Below are 17,824 nucleotides of genomic sequence, written 5' to 3' on the forward strand. Positions count from 1 at the left end.
GCGACACATTTCGAATAAGTTAAAACAAAAACAGGCGTGTCTTGCACGCCCATTTGTTGTTTTAAAGCGCTACTTTTAAAGCGAACTGACCCGCTCAGAATTCGCGTCGAGAACAGCCAGTGCAGTCATGTTGACGATACGACGTACCGTAGCCGACGCCGTCAAAATGTGTACAGGTTTGTCTGAACCCAGCAAAATTGGCCCCACAGCAATACCGTTACCTGCAGCCGACTTCAGCAAATTGTATGAAATATTGGCTGCATCAATGTTTGGACACACCAGCAAGTTGGCTTCACCGGTCAAGGTAGAACCCGAGAAGATGGTGTTACGCACCTGCTCGTCGATGGCACAATCACCGTGCATTTCGCCGTCTACTTCCAGCCAAGGGGCAATGTTGCGAAGAATCTGGAGCGCCTCGCGCATTTTCACAGCCGAAGGCTGATTGCTTGAGCCGAAGTTGGAATGCGAGAGCAAGGCTGCTTTAGGCTGAACACCCAAACGCAGCATTTCTTCGGCAGCCATCAAAGTAATCTCGGCAATTTGCTCAGCCGTTGGATCGTAATTCACGTGCGTGTCGACCAAAAACACCTGACGGTTGGTCAACATCAGGCCGTTCATGGCACCGTAGGTGTTGCAACCCGCGCGGCGACCCAACACTTGATCCACATAGTGCAAATGCAGCGAATGGGTACCAAAGGTACCGCAGATCATGCCGTCTGCATTGCCTTTGTGAATCATCATGGAACCAATCAAGGTGTTGCGGCGACGCATTTCTATTTTCGCGTAGGCCTCGGTCACGCCCTTGCGCTTGGTCAAGTCGTGGTACATGCGCCAATAGTCTTTGTAGCGCTCATCGTACTCGGGGTTGATCAACTCAAAATCTACACCAGGCTTGATACGCAGGCCGAAACGTTCCAGACGGCGCTCGATCACGGCTGGGCGACCAATCATGATGGGTTTGGCAATGGCTTCATCAACCACCACCTGCACCGCACGCATCACGCGTTCATCTTCACCCTCGGCGAAAACAATGCGGGAGGTTTGCGGCGTTTCGGCTACACAACGTTTGGCCACCGCAAAAATTGGCTTCATAAAAGTGCCAGAATGGTACACAAACTGCTGCAACTGGTCTTTGTAGGCTTCCAGATCAGCAATTGGACGTGTGGCCACACCGCTTTCCATGGCGGCTTTTGCCACTGCAGGCGCAATGTGCACGATCAGGCGGGGATCGAAAGGTTTTGGAATCAGGTATTCCGGACCAAAGCTTAAATTCTGCGTACGGTAGGCCGATGCCACGACATCTGATTGTTCCTTGCGAGCCAGCTCGGCCACTGCGCGAACTGCCGCAATTTCCATTTCTTTGGTGATGGTGGTGGCGCCCACATCAAGCGCACCCCTGAAAATAAATGGGAAGCACAACACGTTGTTTACCTGGTTCGGGTAGTCGGTACGGCCGGTACACATAATGGCGTCGTCGCGAACTTCCTTCACCTGTTCAGGCAGAATTTCCGGTGTGGGGTTGGCCAAAGCCAAAATCAGCGGCTTGGCTGCCATGGCTCGCACCATATCCTGTTTCAAAACGCCACCAGCTGACAAACCCAAAAACACATCTGCATCTTTGATGACATCGGCCAAAGTACGCGCATCGGTGTCTTGGGCAAACAGGTCTTTATCGGGATCCATGTTGGTGGTGCGGCCTTTGTAAACCACGCCATCAATGTCGGTGACCCACACGTTTTTACGCGGCAGACCCAACTCAACGAGCAACTCAAGACAAGCCAAGGCGGCAGCACCTGCGCCAGATACCACAAACTTCACTTCATCCAGTTTTTTACCGATTACTTCCAGGCCATTCAAAATGGCTGCACCCACCACGATAGCGGTGCCGTGCTGGTCATCGTGAAACACCGGAATATTCATGCGCCCGCGCAAGGCACGTTCAACTTTAAAACAATCTGGCGCCTTGATGTCTTCCAGATTGATGCCGCCAAATGTCGGCTCAAGGGAAGCAATAATTTCAATCAGCTTGTCGGGGTCGTTCTCGTTGATTTCAATATCAAATACATCGATACCCGCAAACTTTTTGAACAGTACCGCCTTGCCTTCCATGACAGGTTTAGCGGCTAACGGACCAATGTTGCCCAAACCAAGCACTGCCGTGCCGTTGGTAACCACACCCACCAGATTTGCTTTGGCGGTGTATCGCACAGCGGTTGACGGGTCCGCCTCAATTTCTTCGCAAGCTGCTGCAACCCCGGGGGAATAGGCCAAAGCCAAGTCACGCTGGTTAACCAGGCTTTTTGTCGCCGAAATCTGCAATTTCCCAGGCTTTGGAAATTCATGATATTCAAGGGCGGCCTGCCTGAAGCGCTGATCCATTGGTTGAGCCATATAATCTTCTCTTTGAGGTGAACAACAGAACCGAAAATTATAGGCTCAGCCAGTGAAGCTGTCCCTAGGGGTTTCCACAAATCGCGCAACTTGTTGGCGCCACTCACTAACAAGGGTGAAGAATTGAAGCAGTCCAGCCTTAGCAATCTTGTTCAACCCTTTCACGTCATGGAACTGGTGAAAGCGGCAGACGCCCTGCAAGACCAGGGAAAAAAGGTGATTCATCTTTCGATCGGTGAACCCGACTTTCCAATGCCAGAACCTGTTGAGCAGGCATTGGTCCGAGCGGTTTCAGAGCACAAAACCCGTTACACAGCGGCCCTGGGCTTGCCCGAGCTGCGTGAGGCCATTGGCCGGTATTACCAAAGCAATTTCAAGGTTGAGATACCGGCCCACCAAATCGTAATCACATCGGGAGCATCGGCCGCGCTTATGTATGCCTGCCTTGCGCTCATCAACCCGGCCGACCATGTGCTGCTAACCGACCCCGGTTACCCCTGCAACAAAACCTTTGTGCAAATGGCGGGTGGTATTCCTGATTTTGTGCAAACCCATGAAGCACAAAACTTTCAACCCAGTTGGGCCGATTTGAGCGCTCAGTGGACGCGACAAACCACAGGTGTACTGTTGGCCTCGCCTAGCAACCCGACCGGCACCCAACTCAGTGCACAAGCCATGCAGGAAATTGTCCACGGCGTAAGCACACGGGGCGGTTTTGTAATCGTCGATGAAATTTACCAGTCGTTGTGCTACGACCACTCCGCGCAAAGTGTACTTCAGGTGACTGGGGCACCCAGCGAACAACTACCCTTGGTGGTTATCAACAGTTTTTCAAAGTATTTTGGCATGACGGGCTTGCGCCTTGGATGGATGGTGGTACCAGAAACCATGTTGCCTGCCATTGAACGATTTGCCCAGAATTTAAGCATATGTCCCAATACACCCGCGCAATGGGCGGCATTGGCCTGTTTTGCACCGGAAACACTGGCTATTTGCGAGGAGCGACGACAGGTATTCAAGGCGAGAAGGGACTTTGTGGTGAGTGCACTTCCGAAAGCAGGGATCGAGCTGCACTCGACACCAGACTCTGCATTTTACGTTTACGCCAAGTCGCCCTATGACAGCGATCGCTATTGCGAGGAATTGCTGGAAAAGGCTTTGGTGTGCGCTGTCCCCGGCAAGGATTTTTCAGAATTCCGGGGAAGCGAGATGATGCGGTTGTCTTACGCCAATTCGATGGACAATCTGGAAACTGCCATCGAACGGATACGAATTTTCAACCAAGGCCGGTAACCTTGTGGATTAACCTTCTGTGCCGGCCACGGTGACTGCGGATACTTTCTGGCCATTTTCACGCGAAGCGACCAAGCTGCCTTGTTGGTAGGTTGAATCAATACGCGACTTGAGCGCCAAAACCTTGCCAGGGTAGCCACCATCGTTGCCGTGAATGGCTGCACCCACATACCAGCGCAAACCGGCACTCACGGAACCCGTGCGGCGGGTGTATTCGCGAATGATTTTCGCACCGACACGCATGTTCATTTCAGGATTCAGAGGCGACCAGTCACCGGGCGACAAAGCCTCAAACTTGTCTTTGTGAATTTTGGGCATCACCTGCATCAAACCGCGCGCACCGACTGGGCTTGCCGCAAATGGATTGTAAGAGGACTCGATACCCACAATCGCGAGGATCAGGGTGGGCTCTACTTTCTCTTCCTTGCCAACCTTGTAAGCCAATCGCACAATTGACTCTACAGCCTCGGGCGACACGCTGTAGCGCTTGGCCAGATAGGAGGTAATTTGACGTTGACCTGCGGTCAAAGGCTTACTCGAATCAATCGAATTGAACTTCACTGGCATCAAGTTTTTGGAACCCGAAGGGCTTGCCGAAGACTTGGCTGTGCTGTTGACCACCTCGGCGCCACCAGCTGCGAGGCCTGTGCTGAGCAAATCTATTTCAGTGGCGAAAATTGCCTGCACTGGGGCAGAGAAAAACACCTGACTGCGAAGTTCGGCGTTGGACAGCAAAATAGCCACTGCGCCTGCCACCAGAACTGACGTTGCTACACCGAGACCGGTAACAGCATGTTTCAAAGATTGAATTAAATTCTGAGACTGGACCTGCTGGCCATTAACGCTCAGAACGGTTTCGTACTGCTTCATGCAACCTCCTCTGCTACGCAAACGCAGGCTTAACCCTGCATTGTTTGACTCAGCGGTGCATCTGCCTCCATTTTGTCCGTGAGGCAGAACGTTCTGCTTTAACCAACGACTACAAGTACTGCATGGTTAAAGCACTCTTAAGATGAAGTTAGGCTGACTTGAGTTCCCTCAAGTTTCACCCTCCAACTGCGTTTGTGTGACTTAGGTGATACCTGTCACAAAGCTGACCGGATTCTAGGGTCAACCCGGGCAGGGGTCAATGCAAAATCTGGTAGAGTCTTTCTACTCAAAACAAGAACTTACCCCCATCGCTAGGCGTTATGCGCTTTTGGGGGGCTTGAAAAAGCCCTCTAGGTGTGGGTTGTAATTTCTTGTTAACTGTTCCTTTCGGACCACAAACAGGCAGTTTTTTTCACAATGCGATACAAGAACCTTCGAGACTTCATCGATTTACTCTACAAAGAAGGTGAACTTCAGCGAGTACCTGAATCCGTCAGTCCAATCCTGGAGATGACCCACCTGTGCGACAAAGTGCTACGCGCCGAGGGGCCTGCTCTATTGTTTGATGCGCCGCAAGGCTATCAACATCGGGTATTGGGCAACCTGTTTGGCACACCCAAACGGGTGGCTATGGGCATGGGCGCAAGCAACACCGAGGCGCTGCGGGACATTGGCCGCACTTTGGCTTATCTGAAAGAACCCGAACCACCCAAGGGAATGCGAGACGCACTGGACAAATTGCCTTTGGTGAAACAGGTGCTGTCGATGGCTCCTAAAGTGGTCAGTAAAGCACCGTGCCATGAAAACGTAGTAGAGGGTCCGGACGTTGACTTGAACCAGATACCCATTTGGACCTGTTGGCCCGACGATGCCGCCCCGCTGCTGACTTGGGGCTTGGTGGTTACCAAGGGTCCGAATCGTAAACGCCAGAACCTTGGCATTTACCGTCAACAACAAATTGGCAAGAACCGGCTGATCATGCGCTGGCTGGCACACCGTGGCGGTGCGCTCGATTTCCGCGACCATGCCCTGAAGTATCCCGGTCAACCCTTCCCTATTTCAGTGGCACTGGGTGCCGACCCCGCGACTATTCTGGGTGCAGTGACGCCCGTTCCCGACACACTGTCTGAATACCAGTTCGCAGGTTTGCTGCGCGGCAGCCGCACTGAACTTGTGGCTTGTAAAGGCAATTCGCTTCAGGTGCCAGCCGAGGCCGAAATGGTGCTGGAAGGCCACATTTACCCCTATGAGCACCCCATCGCAGTGGCGGCCCGCAAAGGAAGAACCGATGGCGAAGTGCCCGAGATACGCGACGGCGTCACTGTGCTCAGAGAACCCCCGCCTGTGCCCGGATACCTGAAAGGCTGGGACTGCGCACTGGAAGGTCCATACGGAGACCACACTGGCTATTACAATGAGCAAGACTGGTTCCCGGTATTCACGGTAGACCGCATTACGTTACGCAACGATGCGATTTATCACAGCACCTACACCGGCAAACCACCCGACGAACCTGCTGTATTGGGCGTGGCATTGAACGAGGTGTTCGTGCCAATACTGCAAAAGCAGTTTCCCGAAATTGTGGACTTTTACCTGCCGCCAGAGGGTTGCAGCTACCGCATGGCGGTTATCTCCATGAAAAAAGCGTATGCCGGACATGCCAAGCGAGTCATGATGGGTGCCTGGAGCTTTTTGCGCCAATTCATGTACACCAAGTTTATTGTGGTCGTCGACGACGATGTGAATGCGCGTGACTGGAAAGAGGTAATTTGGGCGATTACAACCCGAATGGACCCCGTGCGGGACACCGTATTGATACAGAACACCCCGATTGATTATCTGGACTTTGCAAGCCCTGTAAGTGGCTTGGGTGGCAAGATGGGACTGGACGCGACCAACAAGTGGCCCGGAGAAACCACGCGCGAGTGGGGCCGAAGCATTCAGCCCGACCCCAACCTGGATGAGCGAGTACGAGAACTTATGAGTCGCTTGGGTCTGTAGAGTGCCCAGGCACCGAACGGGAAGCCCAAGGGCTTTTCGTTTGAAACCAGAACATGCCAGCCGCCAAGGCGATTGCGCCTAGACCTGCGCGCAATGCCACCTTGGAAATGGGCTGTCGAAAACGAAGCAGTACAGTGGAGGCCAACATGCCAAGCAAGGGATACTTTTTTAAGCCCTCTTGCCAGAATTGACCACCCAAGCTAGCCACCGGACCCAGTGCGCGCATGTTGCGCTGCCCAAGCCAGCCACCAAACTGCCTGAACACATTGACCCAGGCAAATTCTTTTTTCAAAGTATCGATTTGCCCACCAAACTCCATGCGCTCTAGCTGGGCTTTCATCATCAACAATTCTTTGCGTGCTTCCAGTGCATCAAACTTTTTGCTCATGACTGCTCCCGGGGCTCGCTACCCAAACTGTCAAGCACCGCCTGTTTGTCCCGACCCAGTTCGGCCAATGTCGCTTCAAACAATGGGGGTTGCGAGGCCAGGGTGTCTTTTAATTGCACATAAAAGTACACACCCAAAACTGCATAGAAAGCGACGCATCCGGCAATTGCGAGAAAACGATGCGTATCCCATGCCAATGCAATCACCAAGATACAAGCAAACAACGAAGCAAATGCAGCGGCCAATGCAGTCAACAATGACCAAACCACGGTCCGCACCGTGGTTTGACGTACCTGAGCCAACTCGACGCCCGCCAACTCCAAGCGGGTTTGGGTCATGCCCAATAAACTGGCCACAACCCTTTTCAGTGCTGCCCTTGCATTTGGATTAAGCACAGCCAACCTTTAACGACGGTTAATAATCAAACCCAACACAAACCCCACTGCCGCTGCAATACCCACTGCCTTCCACGGGTGATCATGCACATAATCATCGGTGGCACGCGCTGCGGCTTTGCCTTTTTCGAGAACGGCCGACTGGGCGTCTTGCATCACCTCTTTCGCGCGGCGCAAACTAACTAGGGCTTTTTCACGAAGTTCAACTGCACGTTCACCTGAGGATGAAGCTGCGGCTTTCAACAGATCTTCTGCATCGCTCAACACAATTTTCATGTCACTAAAGAGTTTGTCTTTGCTGTTGTCCATATTTGTTGGCCTCGTGCTGGTGAATGAAAGTAATGAATCAGTCTAACAAAGGAAAACCCAGATTGGGAAAGGCTTGCGGGCAAGCGCATCATTTTTGGTTTGAATTATTCTGCCCTGTATAAAAACTCGAGCAAGCTTTCCATGGGACCCCAGCTGTCGTAAGCCCTGGGGCTTTTTACCAAAACACCAACAGCCCACAATTGCCCCTCGCGGTCTCGCAGATAACCACCCAAAGAACGCACTCCATTGAGACTACCGGTTTTCAGATAGGCGAATCCATCCACATTGGTCACACGTCGATGAAGGGTACCGTCTGCACCGGCGCGCGGAAAACTGGCGAGAAAATCGGGAAAATCCGATCGAGCTGCCATATTGCGCAGAAACTCGGCCAGACCTTTTGCATCAATCCGGGTGTCACGGGACAAACCCGATCCATTCTCGAAAAACCAGTCATTGGATGAAATTCCCTGCTGCTTCAACCAATCCTTAAGCTGCACATTAAAAGCCTCCGGAGTGCCTGCCACCGCCAATTCAAGATGGCGAGCCATCACATTGCTAGACCATTTGTTGATCTGCTTGATCAGGTCACTCAGTGGCTTTCCATAATGCGTATACAAGGCAATGGTGTTGGCTGGCGTCACCCCTTTAATCACCTGCCCGCCTTGTGGCCCGGCAAACTTGCCGCCCAACTCCAACCAAATTTCCTGTACCCACGATTCCCACAGCCAATCCTGCGCGGGCACACGAATGGGCAAGCGCGATTGACCGCAACGACGCGGGTAGTTGCCCTTCACAGTCACCACTACATCGCGCCCAGCCTTTGCAAAGTCAACGGACATGCCGTTTTTCCAGGCACCGCAACCGCCACCAGTCAAATTGATTTCCGAAACAAAAGCCCAGTCTTTTGGCGCCTCTTCAGGCACAACCAGCACTGTGTTTTCATTGATTTTCAGGTCAATCGACATTGCACCAAAATTCAGCAACAGGGCATCGGGTTGAGCATGATACGCACGGTGAGGCGCATCATCAAAAGCGTCCTCCTCAGCAAGGCCAAGGCTGGGCAGTTGTTCGGCAAAAGCGGAGTCATCCAACACAACCGGGCCGTTAATGATATCGACGCCTTTGGTTCGAAGCTGTCGAAGCGAAGCCCACAAGTCTGCACTCAAAAACGCCGGATCTCCGCTGCCTTTGATGTACAAGGGACCAGCCAACACACCATCCACTGGCTCAGAAACGGCATGAAATCCCGTTTTGAATCGATAAGTCGACTCAAGCTTTTGCAAAGCCAGCGCCGTTGTAAATACCTTGGCGACAGAGGCAGGATTGACCAACTGACTGGAACCGTGGGCGTAAGCCTGCGGTTTTCGGTGAACGAAAGGTGCGATGGGTAGTGCGTAGGCTGTGAAATTGTCTGCTGCAATGCCTTTTTTGACGAAGGCCTGAGTCACGCTATTGGGAAAAGCCCGCACTTGGGGATCCAGGGGGCTGGACCATGTGGCTTGCGGCAAAGCAAGACTGAAGAGGACGATAACACCACCTAGTTTACGAACTGACACGCGTGAAATCCTGAAGTGCAATTGTGAACTTTCAGGATATCATTCGTGCCACCTTGTGGCGCTTGGCACAGGTCCTCAGGTGTGTTTCTTCGGATCCTTTTTACGCTCCCAAGGTCGCGTGGGAGACTCTGTCGCCGGCGCATCCTGAACTGGTGCCTCCTCGGGACTTACCGAAGGGGAGGCCACAGTGGTATCGGCTTTGCCCACTGCGGGCGGTGCGGTCACAGTCGGATCAGTTGCCACCGAGTCGTCAACACCTTTGGGCAACCAGCGTTGCCGCCCTTGGGCGAGAGGCACAGCCTCTTCGGGCGTACCTACCGGTGCAGAACCCGGCTCAACCGGCACGGCATGCATCCCGGCCGGTTCAAGCGACGTCTTTTCCTGCTTGAAGGCCGAGTTCCGAATCTCGGGTTTCACCACTTCGATTTCATTGGCCAGCATGTAGTCGTTCATGTCGCGCCAACCCTCAAACACGCCGGACTGGTGTGTATTCGGGTTCAACGTAAAACAATCCTCCAGCGCACGCCCAGAATGCCTGCACGCCGCGCCCACCGCCTTGCTGTCTTCCATGGACAACTTGCCTGTCAGACCCGGGATCTGCGACAGGTCGCATGAACTCAGCATGGTCGCAGCACCCGCCACCATTAATATCTTCAGTTTTTTCATAATCCAGTCCTGATTGACTACCTCTACAGGTGATAACGTCCGGTTCCTGGAAAAATTGATAGACATTTGCGGGGATGTTGGTGTTTTTCTTCTAATTGTTGCTTTAACCACAATCTTTTCTTGTGCATCGCACACAAACCCAGTAGACTTCGCTCCAGATTGCAAATCAACGGGTCGTTTTACGATTCTCACCATTGGACCGCGTTGGGTTGCCTTTGTTGGCACAAGCTCTTGAAGCTGTGCTTTGCCCATCGCCGCCAGTTCTCTTGCGACCATCCGGAACAACTAAGTTCCTAGCCGCGTCGTCTCATTTCTGTTCGTCGATGAATTTTTAAGTCCACATCGAATTGGAACTTTTATTATGTCTATGTCATTTGATGACATGGGTCTTGCCGCGCCTTTGCTGCAAGCCCTGAATGCTTTGAACATTACTGCCCCTACACTCGTACAACAAGAAGTCGTGCCCCTGGGCAAAGACGGTGGCGACCTGATGGTCTCCAGCCAGACCGGTAGCGGCAAAACTTTCGGTTTCCTGCTGCCCGTTATGCACCGCATGATGACCGGCGAACAAAGCCCCATGGAAATGCTGGCTGGCCCGGAATGTCTGGTGCTGTGCCCAACACGTGAACTGGCCCAACAAGTTAGCCAAGATGCGATCAACCTGGTGAAATTCACCAAGGGCGTTCGCGTAGCAACTGTTGTTGGCGGCATGCCTTACGGCAAGCAAATGGCCAGCCTGCGTGGTGCACGCATTGTTGTGGGTACACCTGGCCGATTGCTCGATTTGGCCCAGCAAGGCAAATTGAACTTGAGCACAGTGACTACATTGATCGTTGACGAAGCCGACCGCATGCTCGACCTGGGCTTCTCTGAAGACCTGGAAGCCATCGACCAACTGTGCGGTAACCGCATTCAAACCTTGATGTTCTCCGCCACCTTTGCCAAGCGCATTATCGGTTTGGCCGAAAACATCATGAACAACCCAAAGCGCATTGAAATGGCGGCTCAGAACGAAGCCAACACTGACATCGCCCAAAAACTGATGTGGGCTGACAACCGTGGTCACAAGCGCAAGCTGTTGAACCATTGGCTGGAGCACCCAGACATGGTTCAAGCTGTTGTATTTACAAGCACACAAATTGATGCTGAAAACTTGGCCCGCGATTTGGCCGACGAAGGCGTTCGTGCCTGCGCCCTGCACGGTGGCATGCCACAAGTAGTGCGTAACCGCCGTTTGGCCAGCGTTCGCAAAGGCGACATCAAGGTACTGGTTGCAACCGATGTTGCTGCCCGTGGCCTGGACGTGCCTGCAATTTCTCACGTCATCAACTACGGCATGCCCATGAAGTCGGAAGACTATGTGCACCGCATTGGCCGTACCGGCCGTGCTGGCCGCAGTGGCGTGGCAGTAACCTTGGCCGAAGCCTGCGACATCATCAGTGTTCGTGGCATCGAGCGTTTCATCAATTCACGCATTCCCGAAGAACAGGTTGAAGGCCTGGAGCCACGCGGCAACTTCACACAGGCACCACGTGGCGGCAAGCCAAGTGGCGGCCGTGGTCGTTCTGGTGGTGGCGGCTACGCTGGCAACAGCGGTGGCCGTTCCGAAGGCCGCAGCTTTGGCGGTGGCGAGCGCAAGTCCTACGGCGACAAGCCTTCTTATGGCGACCGCAAGCCCTTCGAAGCGCGTGAAGAGCGCAGCTTCGGCGAACGCAAGTCTTATGGTGACAAGCCTGCCTTTGGCGAACGCAAGTCCTACGGTGACAAGCCGGCCTTCGGTGAACGCAAGTCTTTCGGTGACCGCAAGCCTTATGAAGCCCGCGAAGAGCGCAGCTTTGGCGACCGCAAGCCGTTTGTTCAAGGCGAAGAGCGCAGCTTTGGTGATCGCAAGCCATTCGGTGACCGCAAGCCATTCGGCGACAAGCCTTCATTTGGCGATCGCAAACCCTTCGGTGAGCGCAAGTCGTTTGGCGACAAGCCCTCCTTTGGTGATCGTAAGCCTTCCGGCTTTTCAGGCAACTCCGATGCACCGAAAAAGTGGAATCGCGATGCAGAACGTCCAAGCTTCCCACGCTCTGAAGAGCGTGCTCGCCCGGCCTTCCGCGCAGAAGGTACAGCACCTTCTGGCCCAAAGCGTGAACACGCTTCTGGTGCACGTAAAGAAAACGCGGCGCGCAACATGGGTGACCGTGGTGGCTTCAGCCGCCGCCGCGCTGGCTAAAAAAGCAGCGTAAAAGCAGCACCGGGGGAAACCCCAAGAAAAACCCTCAGCCGAAAGCCTGAGGGTTTTTTGTTTTTATGCGACAATTTGAGGCTTGTTGACCAACCAAGCAGGAAACCTCCCACCGTGCGGCCAAATTCCAAAAGCAAGTGGCTGGCGCAAAGCGCTCGACTATCCCGTTTCATGGCAGACCGGGGCATGATCGTCTCCGTGATCTATCTTTTTTCCCTGCTGGTAGGCCTGCTAGCCGTAGGCTTCGCGTGGATGTCAGACTTCGCTGGGGAGTGGAACAAGGAACTGTTTGCCGAGCACATGTGGATTGCGCTGCTCTTGCCGCCCATTGTGTTTCCAATTGCACTGTGGCTGGTCAACACAATTTTTTGGGGATCAGGGGGCAGCGGTATTCCACAAGCCATTAAAGTCACAAAGCATCCTAAGCCCCGCCTGATGGAACGGCTGTTGGGACCACGCGCCTTTATGGGCAAGCTGCTGATCACACCGTTTGTGATTGCTGCGGGTGCAGCTGCTGGTCGTGAAGGGCCCACGGTTCAAATTGGTGCTGCGCTGATGGCCTATGCAGGCCGTTTTCCCAATATTGCCAAACTGTTTGACACACGTTCGCTGATCATTGCCGGTGGCGCTGCAGGGGTTGCCGCTGCCTTCAATACGCCACTGGGTGGCTTAATGTTCGCCTTTGAAGAACTGGGGCGCCGCAAAACAATGCGACACACCTCGGCACTGCTGATGGCGATTGTGCTGGCTGGTTTGGTCGCCCTGATTCTTCAAGGTAACTATTCGTACTTTGGTTATTCAAATGCCACCATTGATTGGGTGCAGGAATGGCTGGTTATCTTCACGCTGGCCATTCTGACAGGGATCGTCGGTGGTTTGTACGGGCGCAGTATGTTGATCCTGGTGTCGAGCACCAGCTTTCTGGGCGGTTTGCGCAGCCGTTTTCCTTACCGCTTTGCGGCTGGTTGTGGCGTTGTGCTCTCCTTGATGGCACTGGTGTTTGGTGCAGAGGTGTTTGGTGCAGGTTACGAGGAAACCAAAGCCGCACTTCAGGACAGCGAAGAACTGTCACCCATGTTCTGGCTCACAAAAATGGTGGCCACTGTAGTGTCGTTTGCCAGCGGGGTGCCAGGTGGCGTGTTCTCGCCGACCCTGTCGATCGGCGCGGGTTTTGGTCATTTTTTTGCAGGCCTCACCAACAGTGAAACCGCGCCCTTAATGCTGTTGGCCATGGTAGGTGTATTGTCTGCTGTTACTCACTGCCCGATCACCGCATTCGTCATTGTGCTGGAAATGGTCGACAACCACGATTTGGTCATGCCGCTGATTTTCGTGTCAGCCATCTCCACGCAGGTCAGCAAACGGATTTTGCCAGCATCCATTTACCACTTGCTTGCAAATCAAATCAAAGTCAGCTTTGCTCAAACCGAATCAGCGCCGGAACCAAAACCTGCAGAAACCACCAGCCTTGACGACAAAAAATGAGCAAACGCTCAATTAGCAAGTTTGGAGCAGGAAAAATTGCTGGATTGTCGGCGGTCGCTGTGTTTTGCGCAATCAAACCTGGACATGCCATCGACAGCGTGGTTCAACGGTTAAGCAACCCGGAAATGCACTGCGGCCATCAACCTACACTTGACTTGTTCAACGGTGTGGTCAACGCGCTTTCGGAGTCACAGAGTACCGCAGCCGCGCTGACTCTTCGCCGGGAAGACAGACGACTGGAAATATTGATTCATTTCAAGCCAGGGCAAACTGAAATTCCGTCGAACTGTCTGCCCAAACTCGAGGCTTTGAATGAAGCCACCAAGGCGGGAAAATCTGGCCCGATTTTGATTCGCTCGAGCACTCAAACCGAGGGCAGTGCGGAACTGGATCTGGCCGTGGCCAGCCAAAGACTGGATGCTGTTCAAACTTATTTCAGGGACAATCGACTGGCCCGCAAAGCATTTGTCCTGGAGCTGCACCCGGACACCTCGAGCCCACTGTTTGGCGATGCAGTTCGGCTGCCCAATATGGTGGAAATTTATTCCAGTCCAGCCAACTGATCAAACCCCAAGCGGTCACTGAGGCGACTCAGTAAAGTTGCCAACTCGGCAGCCGAACGCACCTTGAGTTTGTCAAACACATTGGCACGGTGAACTTCAACTGTCCGCATGGAAATGTCCAACTCAGAGGCAATCACCTTGTTCAGCTTGCCCTTGGCCACCAAAAACATGACCTCTCTTTCGCGAGGTGACAGGCGATCAATGCGCTCAGACCATTGCTTCAATACTTCCAGATTCACCAGGAATTCACCTGATTTTTGAAGTGCCTGCTTGACTCGCTCAATCAAACGCTGATCGGTGGTAGGCTTTTCATAAAAATCGAACGCACCATTTTTTACAGCTTCTACAGCAGTAGAAATATCGCCATGCCCAGTCAAAAAAATGACAGGCAGACGGTCAAGACTGTAGCCGCTGCGCTTGAGCCACTCGAACACCTCAAGACCCGACATATCGGGCATGCGCAAGTCGAGTAACAGGCAAAGCTCGGCATCACTGCTGACATATTCATCGAGCCTGGACTTGAAGCTTTCAAAGTTCGCAAACCCTTGCATGGGAAGATCCACGGTTTCGAACATCCATTTCATGCCCTCGCGCAGATCGTCATCATCGTCAAGCAGCAATACCTGCACTTTTTTAGTTGGCTCCAACTGACTGTTCCCCTTCCATGGATTCTCTGACTGCCATTGGCAAGTCCATTGTAAAACACGTGCCGCCGGTGGGCACCGCTTCTGCCTTCAAGCGACCACCATGTGACTCAGCCACCGAACGACACAGGCTTAAACCCAGGCCCAATCCGTCAGGTTTGGTCGACACCAAAGCCTCGAACATTTTCTCAGTGTTGTTCAAGCTCAAACCTGGGCCATCATCGCGCACTGAAAACTCAAATGAGTTTTCCAACTGCCGCGCGCGTATCCACACATTGCGAATTCGTTGCGAAGCAGTGAACGCCTCGGATGCGTTTTTAACCAGATTCACCAAGGCCTGCTCCACCATGATTCGATCGATGTACAGCACGAAATCGGGTGTTCCAATGTCAAAATGCAAACGCACCTGGTGAAGCATCGCGGTGGAATTCACCATGAACTGAATCGAATCGATCAAATCGACCACACGAACATTCTCGCGAGTGGGCTTGCGTTTGCGCACCAGATTTTGAACTGAGCCAACCACACGGCCAGCGCGCTGCGCCTGATCACGCAACTTTTCAAACAACTGGCCATACATCTCAAGACTGGCACCACGCTGGCTTAAATTCATGCCGGCCTGCGCGTACGACACCATGGTGGCCAGTGGCTGATTCAACTCATGTGCAATGTTGGACGCCACTTCCCCCACCAAAGCAAATCGTGAAGCGGCTTGCAATTTCTCCCGCTGCTCGGCAATAAGTGACTCGGAACGTTTGCGATCAGTAATATCGATCACCGAGCTCATCCAGCCAGTGTGCACACCGCGGCCGTCTTTGAGCGGCGCCTCAACAATCAGCACATCAATGAACTTGCCGTTCTTGTGCTGGTAAATGGTTTCAAACCCTTCAGGCGGAGCATTGCCAGAAATAACGTCGGCCACCAACCTTTTGTATTCCTCGGTACTTTTGCTGGGCCAGTAAGGCAAGGGCTGGGGAATGCCAATCAACTCCTCGGGTTTGTAACCCACCATATTGCAAAACGCCGGGTTCACATAGCGAATAAAACCCTGCAAGTCCCAAACGCGCAAACCCACTGCCATGGAGTCTTGCATGGATTGGCGAAACAACTTTTCTTCTTCCAGGCGCGCTTCAATTTCCAGACGACGGCGAGAATCGCGCCACAACATGATGAAGCTCAGCAGCAACAACAACAGCAAAAATGCCAAAGCCCCGGTAATGCCGTAGTTGAACAATCGGGGGCCCTCTTGAATGCTGTTGACCCTGAGTTGAAATTGCAGCCCGCCAAGTTCCAGCGAAGTGGTGTGCATGTAAACCCCGGCACCCGGGCTGGCTTTGACCAGACGCGACAAAATTGCCCCGCTGGCATCGAGAAGCTCCACCTGGTTATCTTGCGCAAACCACCAAGGCAGCTCTTTTTCCAGCATCAGGTCGAGATCGATCAAACCCGCGGTAACAGCCTCACCACGCTGAGCCACACTGACATTGGCCACATAGTGCCGCCCTTGAAATAAAAAGGGTCCAACCAACCCGTCCAAGCGAGACTCGTAACGTTGATTGACTGGCGCTGAAATCAATTGACGAACCGCTTCGAGGTCGTACTCATCAAAATTGTCTTCCAGATTCACAATGGGAATTAGTTCTGGTCCACGAAATACAGCCACCAGTTCACCTGAACTACGACTGAGCTGATTCAAGCTTGCAGCCAGCCGTGCCGATGGATAAATGAGCGAATCGTTTGTTAGCGCTTGCAGCGAATTGATCAGACCGCCCACTTGAAACTGAATGTTCTGGCGAGCCCACAGTGCATCTGCAATCAGTTTTGCCTGGTTTTGATCCCGTTCGTCTTGCTGGGCGTAGTAAACTGCGGCCACCATCAAAGCCATTAAAAGTGAAAAAACAAGCACTGGCATGCCAAACCTCATGGCTTGGCGGCGCTTGATTTTCTTTAAATTGGGCTCATAAGGGGCGAACACTTGCATGGCTGGATAGTGCCACGAAATGGCAAAAAGATTTCAGAGGATGTGGAAACCCACAATGGTGAGGAAGGTCCTACTCTGGAATTTTCAATGAATAACTACGAACAAGCCGCAATATGAAATATTTATCAGCACTCGGACTTTTACTTGGACTTCATGGCGTTGCATTGGCACCCGCCAGTGCAGCTCCGCCGATTCTGATCAAGTTCAGCCATGTGGTCGATGAAAATACCCCAAAAGGAATTGCTGCACTGGAATTCAAGAAACTGGTGGAGGAACGCACACGAGGTCGTGTAAAAGTGGAGGTCTACCCAAACTCGTCTTTGTACAAAGACCGTGAAGAGCTTGAAGCGCTTCAACTGGGAGCGGTACAAATGCTGGCCCCCTCGCTGGCCAAGTTTGGCCAATTGGGCATGCGTGATTTCGAAGTGTTCGACCTTCCTTACATTTTCCCGAATCGCCAGGTGCTAAAAACCGTAACACAGGGTGAAATAGGCAAGCAGTTACTGACCCAACTTGAGGACCGCGGAATATTGGGGCTGGCCTATTGGGACAATGGCTTTAAGGTGATGAGCGCCAACACCCCTCTTCGTCTGCCTGAAGACTTGAAGGGCAAGCGCATGAGAATCCAGCCTTCGCGTGTTCTTGAGGCACAAATGGAAGCGTTGGGTGCCACGCCAATTCCGCTGGCGTTCTCGGATGTGCACACTGCACTAGAGACTGGTTTGGTGGACGGCACTGAGAACCCCCCTTCCAACCTGTATTCCAAGAAGATGCATGAAGTTCAAAAGTATGTGGCGGTAACCAATCACGGTTACCTGGGCTACGCAGTGATTGTTAATCGCAAATTCTGGAACAGCTTGCCAGCGGACATTCGCACAACACTTGAACGAAGCATTGTCGATGCCACGCGAAAAAACGACGACGAAGCAGAAAAATTGAATGCACAGGCCCTGGCCAAGGTGAAGGAATCCAAAAATACCAAAGTGGCCATCCTGAACAGTGCTGAGATTGAACTGTGGCGCAAGGCACTTGAGCCGGTGCACCGTCGA

General features: G+C 52.9%; 15 protein-coding genes. 6 read left to right on the plus strand and 9 right to left on the minus strand.

What is annotated here, in order from left to right; all coding sequences use genetic code 11:
• Window positions 1-75 precede the first annotated feature (75 nt).
• Complete coding sequence (locus LMED105_RS12100; RefSeq protein ID WP_040513353.1) at window positions 76-2,391, minus strand: NADP-dependent malic enzyme; 2,316 nt, start codon at window positions 2,389-2,391, stop codon at window positions 76-78.
• Window positions 2,392-2,484: 93 nt separating this feature from the next.
• Between LMED105_RS12100 and LMED105_RS12105 the strand changes: the two genes are divergently transcribed.
• A complete protein-coding gene (locus tag LMED105_RS12105) occupies window positions 2,485-3,684 on the plus strand; it encodes an aminotransferase class I/II-fold pyridoxal phosphate-dependent enzyme (protein WP_232222752.1) in 1,200 nt (399 codons plus the stop codon).
• Window positions 3,685-3,693: 9 nt separating this feature from the next.
• Here LMED105_RS12105 and LMED105_RS12110 read toward each other — a convergent pair whose 3' ends face one another.
• Window positions 3,694-4,554 carry a lytic transglycosylase domain-containing protein gene (locus tag LMED105_RS12110; protein ID WP_008251698.1) on the minus strand — a complete coding sequence of 287 codons (861 nt, stop codon included), beginning with the start codon at window positions 4,552-4,554 and terminating at the stop codon, window positions 3,694-3,696.
• Window positions 4,555-4,971: 417 nt separating this feature from the next.
• Between LMED105_RS12110 and LMED105_RS12115 the strand changes: the two genes are divergently transcribed.
• Complete coding sequence (locus LMED105_RS12115; RefSeq protein ID WP_008251700.1) at window positions 4,972-6,555, plus strand: UbiD family decarboxylase; 1,584 nt, start codon at window positions 4,972-4,974, stop codon at window positions 6,553-6,555.
• Here the strand turns inward: LMED105_RS12115 and LMED105_RS12120 are convergent.
• The 5 genes from LMED105_RS12120 to LMED105_RS16450 form a co-directional block, all read right to left on the minus strand.
• Complete coding sequence (locus tag LMED105_RS12120) at window positions 6,533-6,943, minus strand: hypothetical protein (protein WP_008251706.1); 411 nt, start codon at window positions 6,941-6,943, stop codon at window positions 6,533-6,535. The genes LMED105_RS12115 and LMED105_RS12120 overlap by 23 nt on opposite strands.
• Complete coding sequence (locus LMED105_RS12125; RefSeq protein ID WP_255348728.1) at window positions 6,940-7,338, minus strand: phage holin family protein; 399 nt, start codon at window positions 7,336-7,338, stop codon at window positions 6,940-6,942. The genes LMED105_RS12120 and LMED105_RS12125 overlap by 4 nt, the downstream gene beginning before the upstream one ends.
• Before the next feature lie 9 nt (window positions 7,339-7,347).
• On the minus strand, window positions 7,348-7,647 hold the full coding sequence (locus LMED105_RS12130; RefSeq protein WP_008251715.1) for a YqjD family protein: 300 nt from the start codon (window positions 7,645-7,647) through the stop codon (window positions 7,348-7,350).
• 104 nt (window positions 7,648-7,751) lie between these two features.
• Window positions 7,752-9,203: a D-alanyl-D-alanine carboxypeptidase/D-alanyl-D-alanine-endopeptidase gene (gene dacB, locus LMED105_RS12135; protein WP_198006854.1), complete on the minus strand. Its 1,452-nt coding sequence runs from the start codon at window positions 9,201-9,203 to the stop codon at window positions 7,752-7,754.
• A 75-nt stretch (window positions 9,204-9,278) separates the two neighbouring features.
• Entirely contained in the window at window positions 9,279-9,869 is a 591-nt protein-coding gene (locus LMED105_RS16450) for a hypothetical protein (RefSeq protein WP_050771229.1), read from the minus strand.
• 361 nt (window positions 9,870-10,230) lie between these two features.
• Between LMED105_RS16450 and LMED105_RS12145 the strand changes: the two genes are divergently transcribed.
• The 3 genes from LMED105_RS12145 to LMED105_RS12155 all read left to right on the plus strand — a co-directional run bounded on the left by LMED105_RS12145 (window position 10,231) and on the right by LMED105_RS12155 (window position 14,150).
• Window positions 10,231-12,090, plus strand: coding sequence for a DEAD/DEAH box helicase (locus tag LMED105_RS12145; RefSeq protein ID WP_083797195.1), 1,860 nt, complete (start codon window positions 10,231-10,233; stop codon window positions 12,088-12,090).
• A gap of 126 nt (window positions 12,091-12,216) precedes the next feature.
• Window positions 12,217-13,587: a chloride channel protein gene (locus LMED105_RS12150; RefSeq protein WP_083797196.1), complete on the plus strand. Its 1,371-nt coding sequence runs from the start codon at window positions 12,217-12,219 to the stop codon at window positions 13,585-13,587.
• Entirely contained in the window at window positions 13,584-14,150 is a 567-nt protein-coding gene (locus LMED105_RS12155) for a hypothetical protein (protein WP_008251724.1), read from the plus strand. Before LMED105_RS12150 ends, LMED105_RS12155 begins: the two co-directional genes overlap by 4 nt.
• Here LMED105_RS12155 and LMED105_RS12160 read toward each other — a convergent pair.
• Together LMED105_RS12160 and LMED105_RS12165 are read right to left on the minus strand one after the other, a co-directional pair.
• Window positions 14,129-14,797 (minus strand): response regulator transcription factor, encoded by a 669-nt coding sequence (locus LMED105_RS12160; RefSeq protein WP_008251726.1) that lies wholly within the window; start codon window positions 14,795-14,797, stop codon window positions 14,129-14,131. The genes LMED105_RS12155 and LMED105_RS12160 overlap by 22 nt on opposite strands.
• On the minus strand, window positions 14,784-16,775 hold the full coding sequence (locus LMED105_RS12165) for a PAS domain-containing sensor histidine kinase (protein WP_008251733.1): 1,992 nt from the start codon (window positions 16,773-16,775) through the stop codon (window positions 14,784-14,786). The genes LMED105_RS12160 and LMED105_RS12165 overlap by 14 nt, the downstream gene beginning before the upstream one ends.
• A 113-nt stretch (window positions 16,776-16,888) precedes the next feature.
• On the opposite strand from LMED105_RS12165, the gene LMED105_RS12170 reads away from it, so the two are divergent.
• Window positions 16,889-17,824 (plus strand): TRAP transporter substrate-binding protein (locus LMED105_RS12170; protein WP_008251734.1); only part of this gene is annotated, 936 nt, incomplete at its 3' end.

It is taken from the genome of Limnobacter sp. MED105, assembly GCF_000170915.1.
Taxonomy (GTDB): Bacteria; Pseudomonadota; Gammaproteobacteria; order Burkholderiales; family Burkholderiaceae_B; genus Limnobacter.